Annotated in this window: 15 protein-coding genes and 1 pseudogene; 4 read left to right on the forward strand and 12 right to left on the reverse strand. The window is 74.2% G+C overall.

Annotated features, from left to right (window positions below; genetic code table 11):
- Positions 1 to 19 precede the first annotated feature (19 nt).
- From IE178_RS04780 to IE178_RS04805, 6 genes are all read right to left on the reverse strand, one after another.
- Positions 20 to 820 carry a GNAT family N-acetyltransferase gene (locus tag IE178_RS04780; RefSeq protein ID WP_184762264.1) on the reverse strand — a complete coding sequence of 267 codons (801 nt, stop codon included), beginning with the start codon at positions 818 to 820 and terminating at the stop codon, positions 20 to 22.
- Between the two features lie 450 nt (positions 821 to 1270).
- Positions 1271 to 4270, reverse strand: a complete 3000-nt coding sequence (locus IE178_RS04785; RefSeq protein ID WP_193511400.1) for an AAA family ATPase — start codon at positions 4268 to 4270, stop codon at positions 1271 to 1273.
- Positions 4267 to 5430, reverse strand: a complete 1164-nt coding sequence (locus IE178_RS04790; RefSeq protein WP_193511401.1) for an exonuclease SbcCD subunit D — start codon at positions 5428 to 5430, stop codon at positions 4267 to 4269. Before IE178_RS04790 ends, IE178_RS04785 begins: the two co-directional genes overlap by 4 nt.
- 125 nt (positions 5431 to 5555) lie before the next feature.
- A complete protein-coding gene (locus tag IE178_RS04795) occupies positions 5556 to 6182 on the reverse strand; it encodes a YigZ family protein (RefSeq protein WP_184762267.1) in 627 nt (208 codons plus the stop codon).
- A gap of 76 nt (positions 6183 to 6258) precedes the next feature.
- Positions 6259 to 6801 carry a SixA phosphatase family protein gene (locus tag IE178_RS04800; RefSeq protein WP_193511402.1) on the reverse strand — a complete coding sequence of 181 codons (543 nt, stop codon included), beginning with the start codon at positions 6799 to 6801 and terminating at the stop codon, positions 6259 to 6261.
- A complete protein-coding gene (locus IE178_RS04805; RefSeq protein WP_193511470.1) occupies positions 6798 to 7562 on the reverse strand; it encodes a hypothetical protein in 765 nt (254 codons plus the stop codon). Before IE178_RS04805 ends, IE178_RS04800 begins: the two co-directional genes overlap by 4 nt.
- 169 nt (positions 7563 to 7731) lie before the next feature.
- Here IE178_RS04805 and IE178_RS04810 point away from each other — a divergent pair, with 169 nt between their 5' ends.
- Complete coding sequence (locus IE178_RS04810) at positions 7732 to 8139, forward strand: CoA-binding protein (protein ID WP_184762269.1); 408 nt, start codon at positions 7732 to 7734, stop codon at positions 8137 to 8139.
- Between the two features lie 84 nt (positions 8140 to 8223).
- A pseudogene (locus IE178_RS04815) lies at positions 8224 to 8643 on the forward strand (FAD-dependent monooxygenase); the annotation flags it as partial.
- A gap of 237 nt (positions 8644 to 8880) precedes the next feature.
- Here the strand turns inward: IE178_RS04815 and IE178_RS04820 are convergent.
- Positions 8881 to 9240 carry an ArsR/SmtB family transcription factor gene (locus tag IE178_RS04820; protein WP_193511403.1) on the reverse strand — a complete coding sequence of 120 codons (360 nt, stop codon included), beginning with the start codon at positions 9238 to 9240 and terminating at the stop codon, positions 8881 to 8883.
- 61 nt (positions 9241 to 9301) lie between these two features.
- On the opposite strand from IE178_RS04820, the gene IE178_RS04825 reads away from it, so the two are divergent.
- A complete protein-coding gene (locus IE178_RS04825) occupies positions 9302 to 10369 on the forward strand; it encodes a cation diffusion facilitator family transporter (protein WP_193511404.1) in 1068 nt (355 codons plus the stop codon).
- A 2-nt stretch (positions 10370 to 10371) separates the two neighbouring features.
- Here IE178_RS04825 and IE178_RS04830 read toward each other — a convergent pair whose 3' ends face one another.
- From IE178_RS04830 to IE178_RS04840, 3 genes are all read right to left on the reverse strand, one after another.
- Positions 10372 to 10929: a YbaK/EbsC family protein gene (locus IE178_RS04830; RefSeq protein ID WP_193511405.1), complete on the reverse strand. Its 558-nt coding sequence runs from the start codon at positions 10927 to 10929 to the stop codon at positions 10372 to 10374.
- Positions 10930 to 10973: 44 nt separating this feature from the next.
- A complete protein-coding gene (locus tag IE178_RS04835; RefSeq protein ID WP_193511406.1) occupies positions 10974 to 11546 on the reverse strand; it encodes a helix-turn-helix domain-containing protein in 573 nt (190 codons plus the stop codon).
- Between the two features lie 163 nt (positions 11547 to 11709).
- Complete coding sequence (locus IE178_RS04840; RefSeq protein WP_193511471.1) at positions 11710 to 12573, reverse strand: acyltransferase; 864 nt, start codon at positions 12571 to 12573, stop codon at positions 11710 to 11712.
- Positions 12574 to 12687: 114 nt separating this feature from the next.
- On the opposite strand from IE178_RS04840, the gene IE178_RS04845 reads away from it, so the two are divergent.
- Positions 12688 to 13221: a gamma carbonic anhydrase family protein gene (locus IE178_RS04845; RefSeq protein WP_193511472.1), complete on the forward strand. Its 534-nt coding sequence runs from the start codon at positions 12688 to 12690 to the stop codon at positions 13219 to 13221.
- A gap of 17 nt (positions 13222 to 13238) precedes the next feature.
- Here the strand turns inward: IE178_RS04845 and IE178_RS04850 are convergent, their stop codons facing one another.
- Positions 13239 to 13895 (reverse strand): DedA family protein, encoded by a 657-nt coding sequence (locus IE178_RS04850; protein ID WP_184762275.1) that lies wholly within the window; start codon positions 13893 to 13895, stop codon positions 13239 to 13241.
- A gap of 269 nt (positions 13896 to 14164) precedes the next feature.
- Positions 14165 to 14602 carry a DUF4442 domain-containing protein gene (locus IE178_RS04855; protein WP_184762372.1) on the reverse strand — a complete coding sequence of 146 codons (438 nt, stop codon included), beginning with the start codon at positions 14600 to 14602 and terminating at the stop codon, positions 14165 to 14167.
- Positions 14603 to 14715 lie beyond the last annotated feature (113 nt).

Below are 14715 nucleotides of genomic sequence, written 5' to 3' on the forward strand. Positions count from 1 at the left end.
GTGGGTGGGGGTCGGGCGCTCAGCTCTTGAGTCCGTAGAAGTGCATCGGGGAGTTCGGTTCGAAGCCGATCCGGGGGTACACCGGTGCCCCGGCGACGGTCGCGTGCAGGGTGGCACGGGTCAGGCCGGTGGCGCGGCCGCCCTCGTACAGCGCCTTGCGCGTCACCGCCTCGCCGTAGCCCCGGCGCTGGTGGTCGGGGTCGGTGGCGACGAGCGCCACGAAGAGACGGCCCTGTGCCTCGACCGTCGCGGCGCAGGCGGCCGGGACGCCGTCCCGCAGGGCCAGGTAGGCGTACACATCCTGCTTCCACAGCGTGGAGCCGGCCAGGCCGTCGCGGCCGTCCTCCAGGGGGAAGCCGTAGGCGCGGGAGTTGATGTCCGCGTAGGCCCTCAGTTGTTCGTCGGTGGTGACCCGCTCGAACGTCAGCTCCGCGTGGTGCGGTTCGGGGACGGGCAGCAGGTCGCCGGCCATGCCGGTGCCGGGGAAGGCGTGGACGAGGCCCGCGCGTTCCGCCGCCTCCGCCAGTGCCGCGCGCGCGTCGTCCGTGAGCAGGTCCTCGAAGAGCCAAAGGAAGCCCGGCCGCTTCTTGGCGCGCATGATGTCGGCCGCCTCGTGCAGCCGCTTCTCCAGGAGCGCGGCACCGGTCCCGGCCTCGGTCAGGGTGATCGCGTTCCAGAAGGCGAAGCGGCAGTCGGCCCAGCGCACGGCGACGCCCGGGAGGTCCCGCACATCGGCGTCCTCGTCCCGGTCCAGCACCATGGCGCGCCAGACCGTGGAGAGCTGTGCCACGGATTCGACCGCGGCCGCGAGATCCGTCACGGCAACCCCTCACTTGTCGTGTGTGAATCCGTCATGTGCGCAGTCGCCGTCCGCGCAGTCGTCGTCATGCCTTCGGCGTCCGCGCGATGTGTCCTGCGTCCGGTACAACGATCCTCGCCGGTCGAGGTGTTCATGCACAGCGCCCCATCGCGCCAGGTTCCGGACAGACCCCGGCTTCCGACGGCTCCCGCCCCCACAGGAGGTCCCACCGAAAGCCCGGGGAAACGGCCGCCCGGATGTCCACGTCACCGGAGGTCGTCGCGGAGGCGCTGCAGCCGATCCACGGCGCCGAGCTGGTCCACCGCAGGTCTCATGTGGTCAGGAGCCCGTGCGGCGAGTAGGGCCAGCCGGTGCAAGCGCTCGTGGTAGCGGCGCCCTGCCGGGTCGGCGATCTCCGGGATCACCCGGTCCCCGACCGGCCCGCCGGGTACCGGCCGGGGAAGCGGACGTTCACGGGCCTTCCGCGCCCCGCTGGCGCAGTACCGACCCCGATCTCCCCTTCACGACCTCCAACTGCGCATGGATCCGCCGCCGCAGATCCGCGACATGGCTGACGATCCCGACGCTGCGGTCGCGCTCGCGGAGTGAGTCGAGGACGTCGAGCACCTCGTCGAGGGTCTGGTCGTCGAGGCTGCCGAAGCCCTCGTCGATGAAGAGGGTGTCCAGCCTGACCCCGCCCGCCTCGTCGGTGACGACGTCCGCGAGCCCGAGCGCGAGGGCGAGCGAGGCGAAGAAGGTCTCGCCGCCCGAGAGGGTCGCGGTGTCGCGCTCCCGTCCGGTCCAGGCGTCGACGACGTGCAGTCCGAGGCCGCTGCGGCCACGGCCGGTGCGGTCGTCGGAGTGGACGAGGGCGTACCGGCCGGACGACATGCGGTGCAGCCGTACGGTCGCGGCGGCGGCCACCTGCTCCAGGCGGGCGGCGAGGACGTACGACTCCAGGCGCATCCTTCGTTCGTTGTCCGCCGAGGTGCCCGCGGTGAGACCGGCCATGCGGGCCACCCGGTCGTACGCCTCGCGCAGCGGTCCCAGCCGGCGCACCGAGGCGGCGGCCCGCGCGGAGAGCCGGTCGAGTTCGGCGCAGCGCCGGGCGGCGGCGTCGCGCGCGGAGGCCGCCTCGCGCACCCGGCGGGCCGCGTCCTCGGCGGCCCGCTGCGCGGCGGCGAGGTCGGCGGGCGGCCGCTGCGCGGCGGCCGCGGTCTCCGGCTCGGCGAGGACGGCCCGTACGGCGGCCTCCTCGTGCTGCCAGGTGTCCAGGCGCCGCTGCAGTGCGCGGTGGCCGGCGTCGTCCAGGAGGGCGTCGGCGGCGGCCTGCGGGGTGTCGAAGCCCGCGCGGAAGGCGGCGTCGGCGAGCCGGGCGTCGGCGTCCTTGAGCCGCTGCGCCGCGTCCTCGGCGGTGCGGGCGGCGTCGGCGGCGTCCGTGAGCCGTGCGACCCTGTGTTCCAGCTGCTCGGCGCGCGCGGCCACGCTGGTGGCGTCCCCCCGCGCCCGGGTCAGCTCTTCTTCCAGGGTGTGATGTTCCCGGTCCAGCCGCTCCCGGTGGCCCACGCGGGAGGCGGCCCGGACCGCAGCCTCGCGCTGGGCGGTGGTCCGCAGCTCGTGCTCGTGCTCGGCGCGGCGCAGCTGTTCCTGCGCGGAGTGCAGCACGGAGGCGGCGTCCCGTGCCCGTGCGTACTCCTGCTCCAGTTCCTCGACCGCACGGGCGAGTTGTCCGGTCGCGGTGTCCCCGGCCTCCGCGCTCGCGGCGGCCAGCGCCTCCCGTACGACGCCCAGCCGCCGCTCGTCCTCGGCGCGCCGGTCGTCCGCGCGCCGGTAGTCGGCGAGGGCGCCCTCCTCCGTCTCGCGGTCGACGTGCCCGTCGACCTTGCGGGCGGGGGCCGGGTGTTCGGTGGCGCCGCAGACCGCGCAGGGCTCTCCGTCGGTGAGGCCGGCGGCCAGTTCGGCGGCGATGCCGTTCAGGCGCCGTTCCTTGAGGTCGAGCCAGTGCTGCTGGGCCGCGAGCGCCCGTTCCCGGGCGGTCCGGGCCTGTTCGGCGGCCGTTTCGGTGTCCTCGGCCAGCTGGTCCCGCATCCGCGCGGCGTTCAGCCGCTGCCGCGCGGGGTCGCGCCGCACGGCGAGTTCGCCGGCCCGGGTCGCGGCCTGCTGCGCGGACTCGATGCGGGCGTGGAGACCGGCGCGGGTCTCCTCCCAGTCCGCGAGCCAGGTCTCCGCGTCCTCCCGCGCCTCCTCGTCGGCGCGTTCCTGGCGGTCCAGGTCGGCGCGCTCGGCGAGGAGTTCCGTCAGCCGCAGCTCGGCGCGGCGGGCCGACTCCAGCCCGCCCAGTTCCTCGGCGGCCCGGCGGGCGGCGGCGGCGAGCCCGGCCGCTCCCGCGTCCGCGAGGGACGCCGGGAGGAGAGCACGCGCGCGCAGCTCGGCGGCGGCCGCGCGCCGGTGCTCGGCGTCGGCGGAGTCCCGCAGTTCCAGGGCGGGGGCGACGGTCTCGGCCTTGCGGGCCCGCTCCATCCGGGTCTGCGCCTCCCGGTGGGCACCGGAGCGCTCCTGCAGCCGCGCGGCCCGCTCCCGCGCCTCGGCGAACCGCCGTTGCAGCCGGTCCCGGTCGCGTATGTCGTCCAGGGCCCGGTCGGCGGCGGTCAGGGCGGACTCGGCGGTGGCGAGGCGGCAGCGGGCGGCGGTGAGCCGTTCGCGCGCGGTGCTGCGGGCGACGGCGGCCGCGGCCAGTACGGCCTCGGCCAGTCCCGGTTCGCCGGGCGCCAGCTCGGGCAGCTCCATGGTGTCGCCCGCGGCCTGCTGCATCCGGTGTGCGTCCGCCAGCAGGTCGGCGTCGCCGTCGCGGACCCGGGACTCGGCGGCCCTGCGGAGTTCGGCGAGGCGCTTCTCCACGTCGGCGAAACGACGGGTGTCGAAGAGGCGGCCGAGCAGCCTGCCCCGGGCTTCGGCGTCGGCGCGCAGGAAGCGCGCGAAATCGCCCTGGGGCAGCAGGACGACCTGGCAGAACTGCTCCCGGCTCATGCCGAGGAGCCGGGTGATCTCCTCGCCGATCTCCTGGTGCGAGCGGCTGAGGTCCTTCCAGGTGCCCGAGACCGCGTCGCGTTCGCGCAGCCAGGTCTGGGCCTTGTCCAGGGTGGTGCCGGTGCCGCGCTTCTTCGGACGCTCCCAGGGCGGCTGCCGGGTGATCTCCAGCCGCCGTCCGGCGACGGTGAGTTCGAGGGTGACCTCGGTGCGGGTGCCCGGGGCGGCGTGGTCGCTGCGCAGCGACATGCCCTGACCGCTCTGCCGGGCCCCGGGGACGGAGCCGTACAGCGCGTAGCAGACGGCGTCCAGTACGGAGGTCTTGCCGGCGCCGGTGGGGCCGTGCAGCAGGAACAGGCCAGCGGCGGACAGGTCGTCGAAGTCGACGCTCTGGGTGCTGCCGAAGGGCCCGAAGGCGGTGATGTCCAGCCGGTGCAGCCTCACCGTGCCACCTCCCGTACCGCGTCGTCCGCGCGGACCGCGTCGAAGGCGTCCCGCAGGACGGTCCGTTCGTGTTCGTCGGGGCCGGTGCCGCGCACGTGGGTGACGAAGTCCTCGGCGATCTGCTGGTCGTCGCGGCCGGCGAGGCGGCGGGCGTAGGAGACCTCCGGTTCGTCCGCCGACCGGGCGGGGTCGAAGACGAGGCTGAGGGTGTGCGGGAAGCGCTCGGTGAGCCGGGCCATGGGCTCGGCGGGGCGGACCGGGTCGGTGAGCGTCGCCTCGATCCACGCCTCCTCGTGCCGCGTGAGCCCGGGATCGGCGAGCAGTTCCTCCAGGGTGCCGCGGATCCGCGCCAAGGCGCGCGGCACCGGACAGTCCACGCGCTCGGCGGTGACGGCTCCGTCGACGGCCAGGTCGACCAGCCACATGGACTTGCGGTGGCCGGCCTCGGAGAAGGAGTACGGCAGGGGGGAGCCGGAGTAGCGCACGCGTTCGGTGAGGGTCTGGCAGCCGTGGAGGTGCCCGAGCGCCACGTAGTCGACCCCGTCGAACACTCCGGCGGGCACGGCGGCCACTCCGCCGACGGTGATGTCCCGCTCGCTGTCGCTGGGTTCGCCGCCGGTGACGAAGGCGTGCGCGAGGACGACGGAACGGGTGCCGGCCGCGCGCGTGGCGAGGTCGGCGCGGACCCGGTCCATGGCGGCGGCGAGCACCGTCTCGTGGCCGGCCTTCTCCACCTCGAACTCGTCCCGCACCAGGGCGGGTTCGAGATACGGCAGGCCGTAGAAGGCGACGTCCCCGTGACCGTCCGACAGCACCACGGGTATGCCGCAACTGGACGGTTCCGTCCGCAGATGGATGCCCGCGCGCCCCATGAGGCCGGCACCGACACCGAGCCGGCGGGCCGAGTCGTGGTTCCCGGAGATCATCACCGTCGGCACGCCGAGGTCGGCGAGGCGGTGCAGGGCGTCGTCGAACAGCTCGACCGCGGCGAGCGGCGGTACGGCTCGGTCGTACACGTCTCCCGACACGACCACCGCGTCCACGGCGCGCTCACGCACGGTGGCGACGAGGTGGCCGATGAACTCGGCCTGGGCACCGAGCATGCCGACCCGGTGGAAGGACCGGCCGAGGTGCCAGTCGGAAGTGTGCAGCAGTCTCATGATCCCCGCAGCGTAACCGCCGGGTCCGACAGCACGGGCGGTTACTCCCGTATCGCTCCGTCATGACGCGGTCCACGTTCGCCCGTTATCAACCCAAAGGTAAGCATTACGGGCGGCGGCACTCCTCACGCGTCCCCGTACGCCTCTCCGCCGAGCTGGAAGCCGGCCGCCCCCGCGGTGACGTCGGCGAGCCACGCGCGGAAGGCGGGCACATCGGCGTCCGGGAGGCCGATCTCGAGGGTGACCTCCTCGCCGTAGCGCACGTCCCGCACCTCGCGTCCGGTGGCGCGCAGGTCGTTGTGGACCTTGCCGGCCCGCTGGTGGTCGACGGTCACCGTGGCCAGCCGGAAGCGGCGCCGGGTGATGGTGCCGAGCGTGTCCAGCGCCTCGCCGACGGCACCGCCGTACGCGCGGATGAGGCCGCCGGCGCCGAGCTTGACGCCGCCGTAGTAGCGGGTGACCACGGCGACGACGTACCGCATGTCGCGGCGCAGCAGCATCTGGAGCATGGGGACGCCGGCGGTGCCGCCGGGCTCGCCGTCGTCACTGGCCTTCTGGGTCGAGGCATCGGCGCCGATGACGTAGGCCCAGCAGTTGTGGGTGGCGTCGGCGTGCTCCTTGCGGACGGCGGCGATGAAGTCCTGCGCCTCCCGCTCGGTGGCCGCCGGGGCGAGGGCGCACAGGAAGCGGGAGCGGTTGATCTCGGTCTCGTGCACACCAGCGCGCGCGACGGTGCGGTACTCGTCCTGCATCCGGCCAGCCTAGGGCGTGCGCGGCATCGTCCGAACGACAGGCCGTGAGCGCCGCCGCGCGGGAGGAGCGTTCCGGCTATCGCCTGCGGCCCCGGGGCACGGTCACGGACGTCAGCAGGGCCGCGCCCGGGACCAGGTCCCGCCAGCCCGCGCCGCGCCAGGACAGGACGGCGATCGCGGAGGTCGGGAACTTCTCGCGGACACGGTCCAGGGTGTCGTCCAGACCGTCGCCGGCGAGCGTCAGGACCAGATCCTCCATCCCCGGGTTGTGTCCGATCAGCAGCAGCGTCTCGACCTCGGCCGGCACCTCGTGCGCCACGGCCAGCAGCTCGGGGACGCCGGCGTGGTACAGGCGCGGGTCGTGGCGGACCGGCGGGGGCGTGCCCCATTGCGCGGCGGCCAGCTCCCAGGTCCGGCGGGCCCGGACGGCGGTGGAGCAGAGCGCGAGGCCGGGCAGGCAGTCGGCCTCGGCGAGCGCGCGTCCGGCGGCCGGGGCGTCCCCGCGGCCGCGCGGAGCGAGCGGCCGTTCATGGTCGGTGACCCCCTCCGGCCAGGCCGATTTGGCGTGGCGCAGGACGACCAGGCGGCGCAGCGGTCCCGCCCCGGCGCGCTCGATCATGCCGGGGATCCCAGGTCGTGGGTGAGGTCGAGACCGAGCAGCCGGTCGGCGTAGGCGTAGGTCTCGAAGCGGGCGCCGTCCACCAGCTCCGGGTCCGTCTCCACCGCGCGCAGGACGCTCAGCACGCCGGGCGCGTCCAGGTCGTCCTCCCACGCGCTGCGCAGGTCCGCGCGCACCGCGTCGGGGATGGGGCGCGAGGGCTGACGCGCCCAGTCGGCGACCGCGCGGCGCCACCGGTCGAGGGTCTCCCCGGCGTCGCCGAGGACGGCCGGGTCGATTCTCACGGGTGTGCTCCTGGGGTGGGCGAGCAGCGCCAGACGCAGGACGGCGGGGTCGACGCCGTCCTGGGAGCCGGGTGCCTGCCCGTACGCGGGGGCCACGGCGACCCGCACTCCGTCGGGTGTCGCGCCGCCCTCGCTCACCACGTGCAGCACCTGCGCCTCGCCCAGGCCGGTGCCGGTGTCCCCGCCGACCTCGAAGGGCCGGACTCCGAGGGCCGCGCCCGCCGCGCGCAGTTCCGCCTGCTGCCGCTCGCCGGCGAGCAGCGCCCACACCGGCGTGCCGCCGAGCTCCAGGGCACGCACGAGCAGGTCGGCGACGAGCAGCACGCGCAGGTTCGTCGGGTCGAGCCCCTGGGTGTGGGCCTCGACTCGGGTCAGCCCCCGGCGGGCGGGGGCGGCGTCCACGGGCTCGCCCGTTCGGGCGTCGGTGATGCGCAGCACGAGGCGAGCGTAGGCGCGCGAGCGGGCGTACGCAGGTATCTCGCACGCCTTTCGGGTCGCGGTGGTCGGTTCCCGGCGCCGGGCACCCCGGCGGCAGGTACAGTCCACCGCCCCCACCGGGGGGTAGCGGGCCGCTGCCGGGAATCACCGTGCGCGCTGTTTCGTTGTGCGCGGTGACAGCTCTTCCACGACTCCCGGGAGGCCGACGGTGTACGGCGACGAGGCAACGGTCCGCAAGATCCTCACCGAACTCGGTGACACCTGGGCCGTGGTGGGCCTGTCGTCGAACCGGCAGCGCGCGGCGTACGGCGTCGCCCAGGTGCTCCAGCGGTTCGGCAAACGCGTGGTACCGGTCCATCCGAAGGCCGAGACGGTGCACGGCGAGCAGGGCTATGCCTCGCTCGCGGACATCCCCTTCGAGGTCGATGTGGTGGATGTGTTCGTCAACAGCGACCTGGCCGGGGCCGTCGCCGACGAAGCGGTCGCCAGGGGCGCCCGGGCGGTGTGGTTCCAGCTCGACGTCATCGACGAGGCGGCCTACGAGCGGACCCGCGCGGCGGGCCTGGAGATGGTGATGGACCGCTGCCCCGCCATCGAGATACCCCGGCTCGGCTAGGGCCCACCGAAGTCCGCCGAACTCCGCCGCGGCACGGTGGGCCAGGGGTGCCGTGACGCCATAATGGCCCGAGGCATCAGAGGGCACGACTACGTCACCGAGCCGATGGTGTTCGGGCGGCTCTTCCTGGCCGGGGACGCGGCGCACCTGGTCGCGCCGATCGCCGCCAAGGGCATGAATCTCGCCCTGCACGACGCGTTCCTGCTCGGCGACGCGCTGGTCGCGCGGCTCACCGAGGGCGACGGCAGCCGGCTGGCCGGCTACTCACCGGCCTGTCTGCGGCGTGTGTGGGACTACCAGGAGTTCTCGCAGTGGCTCTCCGAGCTGTACCACGGCACCGCGGCGGGGGACCCGTTCCGCGCGGGCACCACGCTCGCCCGGCTGCGCCGGCTGTTCACCTCCCCCACCGCCGCTGCCGCCTTCGCGGAGCAGTACCTCGGCACGGCCGCGGGGAGGGCCGACGACCCGCGGTGGCGACTTCCGCACGCGGTCGGTGGCCCGTGATGTGCGGCTGCGCCACGGAAGCGCAGAGAACGGGGCGCCGATCCGACCGCTCAGCAGTCGGATGACGCGGAGCGGGGTGGCACAGGTCGTCGAGGCACTTCTCGCAGGCTCCCTGACCTGCCCGCCAGTCCGGCCCTGCGCGGCCTCGGCCGGTCACCGGGGTCGAGACCACCGTCGTCGGCGGCTCCCTCGAGGCGCACCCGGCCGACCTCGTTCGAGGTGCTCGTTCACAGCTTCTCAGTCGTGAGCGGGCCGGTCGCGGAGCCGGTGGTCGGCCACGTTGAGCGCCTCGTCCACCAGCCGCCGCAGAGGGCCGTCGCGCAGCGAGTAGATCACCCGGCGGCCCTCCTTGCGGGTCTCCACCAGCCCCGCGAGGCGCAGCCGCGCCAGATGCTGGCTGACCGCGGGCCGTGCCGCCCCGCACGCCTCGGTGAGTGTGGTGACATCGGCCTCGCCGCCGGCCAGGGAGTGCAGCAGGGCCAGCCGGGTGCGGTCGCCGAGCAGCGCGAGAAGCTCCGCCGCGAGCGCGAGCTGCTCCTCGCCGGGAGTGCGTGGGTGCGCATCGTGCGCAGGTGACAGGTGCATGCGTGCGCTCATACGCACATAATGGCTGCGTGGGCGTCACCGCGTCCACCTCGCGCACCGGAAGGGGACGATCGTGGGCGACCGGCACCACCACGGCCACGGGGACGCGCGCCCCCACCGGCACGAGCACCGGCCCGGGCACCGGCACCGCGGGGCTTCCCCGTTCCACCGCCTCGCCCGTCTCCTCTCCCCCCACTCCCACGAGAGCGCCGACCGACTCGACTCCGCCCTGGAGTCCTCGGCGCGAGGCATGCGCGCGCTGTGGGTCTCGCTGGCGGTGCTCGGCGTGACGGCGCTGGCGCAGGCGGTCGTGGTGGCCGTCTCGGGATCGGTGGCACTGCTCGGCGACACGGTGCACAACGCCGCGGACGCGCTCACCGCCGTGCCGCTGGGCATCGCCTTCCTGCTGGGGCGCCGTGCGGCCACCCGCCGCTTCACCTACGGCTACGGGCGTGCGGAGGATCTGGCGGGCATCGCGATCGTCCTGACGATCGCCGCGTCCGCGGCCTTCACCGGCTGGACGGCGCTCGACCGGCTGCTGGACCCGCGCCCCGTGGAGCACATCCCGGTGGTCGCCGTCGCGGCACTCGTCGGGTTCGCGGGCAACGAGTGGGTGGCGCGCTACCGCATCCGGGTGGGACGGGCCATCGGCTCGGCCGCGCTGGTCGCCGACGGACTGCACGCCCGCACGGACGGGTTCACCTCGCTGGCAGTGCTGCTGGGCGCCGGCGGGGCGGCTCTGGGGTGGCGGTTCGCCGACCCGGCGGTGGGACTGGCGATCACGGCGGCGATCGTCCTGGTCCTGCGGGACGCCGCCCGGGAGGTGTTCCGGCGGGTGATGGACGCCGTCGACCCGGCGCTGGTGGACCGGGCCGAGCAGGCGCTGACGCGGGTTCCGGGCGTGCGCGGGGTGGGCGAACTGCGGCTGCGCTGGATCGGCCACCGGCTGCGCGCCGAGGTGGCGGTCGTGGTGGACGGCGAGGCCACGGTGCGCGAGGCCCATCGCGTCGCCGTCGACGCGGAGCACGCGTTGCTGCACGCCGTCCCCCGGCTGACCGCGGCCCTCGTGCACGCCGACCCGGAACCGGCGCCGGGCACGGCGGACCCGCACCTGCCGCTGGCCCACCACGCGGCGAGGTGATCTCAGGCCACTCCCAGCCCCTCCAGCACCACCGCTCCCGGCAGTTCGGCGAACGCCTTGCCCGGCACCAGCAGCTTGCCCCGCCGCCGGCCGCTGCCGACGAGCACGTACGGAAGGTCCACGACGGCGGCGTCCACCAGCACCGGCCAGTCGCCCGGCAGTCCGACCGGGGTGATGCCTCCGTACTCCATGCCGGTCTCCCCCGTCGCGGTGTCCATCGGGGCGAAGGATGCCTTGCGGGCGCCGAGGTGACGGCGTACGACGCCGTTGACGTCGAGCCGGGTGGTGGACAGCACGACACACGCGGCGAGCGTGGTCTCGCCGCTGCGCCTGCCCGCCACCACCACGCAGTTCGCCGACCGCTCCAGCAGGCCCCGGCCGTAGTGCTCGACGAAGACGGCGGTGTCGGCCCAGCGCGGGTCGGTCTCGACGTAGAGGACCTGGTCGGCGGGGACACTGCCGCTCCAGGCGCGGACGGCGGCGGCGACCGGGGCGGTGAGCTCGTCGAGACAGTCGGGGGCGGGGGTGGCGTGGTCGAAGTCTCCGATGGGTGCGCGCATGGCCGCACCGTAACAGCCCGCCCGACGGCCGCCGGAGGGATGTCTCAGTGCACGGGCGGCACCGAGACAGTCATGATCATCTCCATCGGGACGTCCCCCTGATTGCCGTAGGTGTGGGGCGTGTTGGCCTCGAAGGAGGCGCTGGCGCCGGCCGGTACCCGGTGCTCGACGCCGTCGACGGTGAGCGTCAGTTCCCCGGACGTGACGTGGACGAGTTCGACCGTGCCGGTGGGGTGGGGGTCGGAGTCGCTGCTCTCGCCCGGCATGAGCCGCCAGTCCCACATCTCCAGCGGGCCGGGGGCCTCGGTGCCCGCGAGCAGCCGGCTGAAGCTGCCGCCCTCGGTGTGCCAGAGCCGCACGGCCTGGTCGGCGGGGACGATCCGGACCTTGGGGCCCCGCCCGTAGTCGAGCAGGGTGGTGACGCTGACGCCGAGCGCGTCGCCGATCTTGACGACCGTGCCGATGCTCGGGTTGGTGCGGGCCTGCTCGATCTGGATGAGCATGCCGCGGCTGACGCCCGCCCGCGCCGCGAGCGCGTCCAGGGTGAAGCCGCGCTCGGTGCGCCAGCGCTTGACGTTGCGCGCCAGGGACCGGGTCAGCAGGTCGAGGTCCGACACATTCCATTCCGTTCAATATGGTGGATGGCAGAGTTCATTTTGCCCGACTACGGTGTGGTGCACCCGATCGTTCACCGCACTGTACTGCGCGGTGTGGCCGTGCCCGTCGGTGTGGGGCTGGTGCTGGGCGAGCGGCCGGGGGTACCGGGTGAGCGGGCGCGGCTCAGCCGCCGGGCTCCAGTTCGGCCAGCCGCGCCGCGCCGTCCCCGCCCCGTTCCGCCGGGCGGGCCGCCCCCTCCTCGTCCAGCTCCGCGAGCCGGGCCGCCCCCTCCTGGTCCAGCGCCGCGAGCCGGGCCACGCCCTCCTCGTCCAGTCCCGACAGCGCCCGCAACTGCTCCGGGGTGACGCCCTCCGGGATCGGTACCGGCGCCGGGGTGCGCAGCGGCGGCTGCCAGCCGTCGGCGGGGGTCCAGCGGCGTACGACCCGGGCCGGGGCCCCCGCCACCACGGCGTGGTCGGGCACCGTGCCCCGGACCACCGCGCCCGCTGCCACCACCACGTTCCGTCCGACGCGCGCCCCCGGAAGGATCACCGCGCCGGTGCCGATCCAGCAGCCGGGGCCGATCTCCACCGGTTCCATCCGCGGCCACTGCTTGCCGATGGGCTCGTGCGGATCGTCGTAGGAGTGGTTGGTGGAGGTGACGTAGACGTACGGACCGAAGTAGCAGTCGTTGCCGATGGTGACGGTGGTGTCGGCGATGACATGGCTGCCGCGGCCCAGGACGACCCCGTCGCCGATGCGCAGGATCGGCTCGGGGCCGAGGTCGAGGCCGGGCATCAGCCCGGCGGTCAGGGTGACCTGCTCGCCGATGATGCAGTGCGCGCCGATCCGGATCCAGGGCTCGCCGAAGACCGTGCCGAGCGGGAAGGCGAGCCTGGTACCTGTTCCCATCGCCGCGAAACGGAAGCGGCCGGGGCGCTCGGCGGTCACCGAGCCCGTGTGCTGCACCCAGGCCCAGCCGGCGTGGACCGCGCGCTGGGCGAGACGGCGCGACCAGGACGAGAACGTGTTCTTGCGCTTCGGCACCCGCTCACCGTAGTCGGCGGGCGCGACGCCCACGGGCCGGTGACCCTGTGATCTTCCCCCCACCGGTTTGGGCTACGGTGCGTCGTGTCCACGACGTTCACGGAGGGGAAGGCGATGACGCACAGCGCGCTGATCAAGGGCATCGGAGGCAAGGAGCCGAAGGTGGACGGGGACGCGTTCGTGGCGCCCACGGCCTCGGTGATCGGTGACGTGACGCTGCACGCGGGCGCGAGCGTCTGGTACGGGGCGGTACTGCGCGGCGACGTCGAGCGGATCTCCGTCGGCGCGAGCAGCAATGTGCAGGACAACTGCACGCTGCACGCCGACCCCGGCTACCCCGTCACCGTGGGCGAGCGGGTCTCCATCGGGCACAACGCCGTGGTCCACGGCGCGACCGTCGGGGACGACTGCCTGATCGGCATGGGGGCCACGGTGCTCAACGGGGCGGTGATCGGCGCGGGGTCACTGGTCGCGGCGCAGGCACTGGTGCCGCAGGGGATGGAGGTGCCGCCCGGGTCGCTCGTCGCGGGGGTCCCGGCGAAGGTCAGGCGGGAGCTGACCCCGGAGGAACGCGAAGGGCTCACTCTCAACGGCACGATGTACGCCGAACTGGCGAAGGCACACCACGACGCGCACGGCAGGCCATAGGGCCTGTCTGACGGCACTCAGTCGGCGGCCGGAACCGGCTGCGGTTCCGCTTCGGCCGGGTGCCGCTGTGCCGTCGCCTTCTTCGCCTTGCGCTTCAGTACCAGCATCGACACCACGCCGAACAGCACGGCCGCCACCAGGCCCAGCCACGAGAACCGCTTGAGCCAGGACTCGGCGACGACGCCGATGTAGTAGATGACGGCGGTGGTGCCGCCCGCCCACACGATCCCGCCGAGGACGTTGGCGATCAGGAACTTCCAGTACGGCATCCGCAGCACACCCGCGAGCGGGCCGGCGAAGATGCGCAGCAGGGCCACGAAGCGGCCGAAGAACACGGCCCACATGCCCCACTTCTGGAAGGACCGCTCGGCGGTGGCGATGTGCCCCTCGCTGAAGTGCCGGGGGAACTTGGCACCCAGCCAGGCCAGCAGCGGCCGTCCGCCCTTGCGGCCGATGGCGTAACCGATCGAGTCGCCGATGATCGCGCCGGCCGTGGCACAGGCGCCGAGGATCACCGGGTCGATGTCGCCGTGCTGGGAGGCGAGCAGCGCGGAGGAGACCAGGATGATCTCGCCCGGGAGCGGGATGCCCAGGCTCTCCAGCCCGATGACCAGTCCCACCAGCGCGTACACGGCGACCGCGGGTACGGTCTCGAGCCACTCCTGGACGTGCAACGCCACTCCTCCCGGTCCGCTGGGCCTGCGTTCGTCGCCGCAGTTCCGAGCGTGCGCCCGAGCAGGGCGCACGGTCGGGAAGCCTACCGGGTCGGGGGACGGTGCCCGGGCAGGGCCGAACGCCCCGCCCGGCGGGCCGGCGCGTGGCGGTCCACCGGCGCCGCACGCCGCCCGGGTCAAGCCGCCGGACCGGTACGGCCCGTACGGCCCTCATGGCGCGGGCGGCGCCCGGTGAGGTTCGGCCGCCTCACGCCGTGGGCGGTCGGCGGTCAGCTGTTGGGGCGCAGGGTCCAGACGACGGTCATCTCGCCGGTGACCGCACCGTCCTCGCGGCGGATGGCGACCGACACGGGGAACTCGGGGCGCCGGCCCTCGTCCAGCTCGGCCACGACCTCGGTGGCCGGGCGGCCGAGGGTCGCGGTGGCGGTGACCGGGCCCATCGCCAGCTTCTTGTAGGCGATCTCGGCGCGGACGGCCAGCGGCACGGCGCGCGCGAGCTGGTCCCCGAACGCGGCGAGCACGATCGCACCGCTCGCCGACTCACCGAGGGTGAACATCGCTCCGGCGTGCGGCCCGCCCACGTGGTTGTGGTATTCGCCCTGGTCCGGCAGGGCCACCACGGCCCGCTCGGGCGTGGTCTCCAGGAACTCGAGGTGGAGGGTACGGGCCATGGGCACCGTGGCGGCGAGCATGTCGCCGATGGACATCTGGTCTGCGCTCATGACCGCAGGTTACCCACGAGTAGCCTCGACTGACCATGCCGCACGGCATCCGGGTTGCTACGTCCCCGTCAACCGGCGGTGACCCAATCGTGTCCCTG

It is taken from the genome of Streptomyces griseoloalbus (genome assembly GCA_014650015.1).
In the GTDB taxonomy this organism is placed as follows: domain Bacteria; phylum Actinomycetota; class Actinomycetes; order Streptomycetales; family Streptomycetaceae; genus Streptomyces; species Streptomyces griseoloalbus.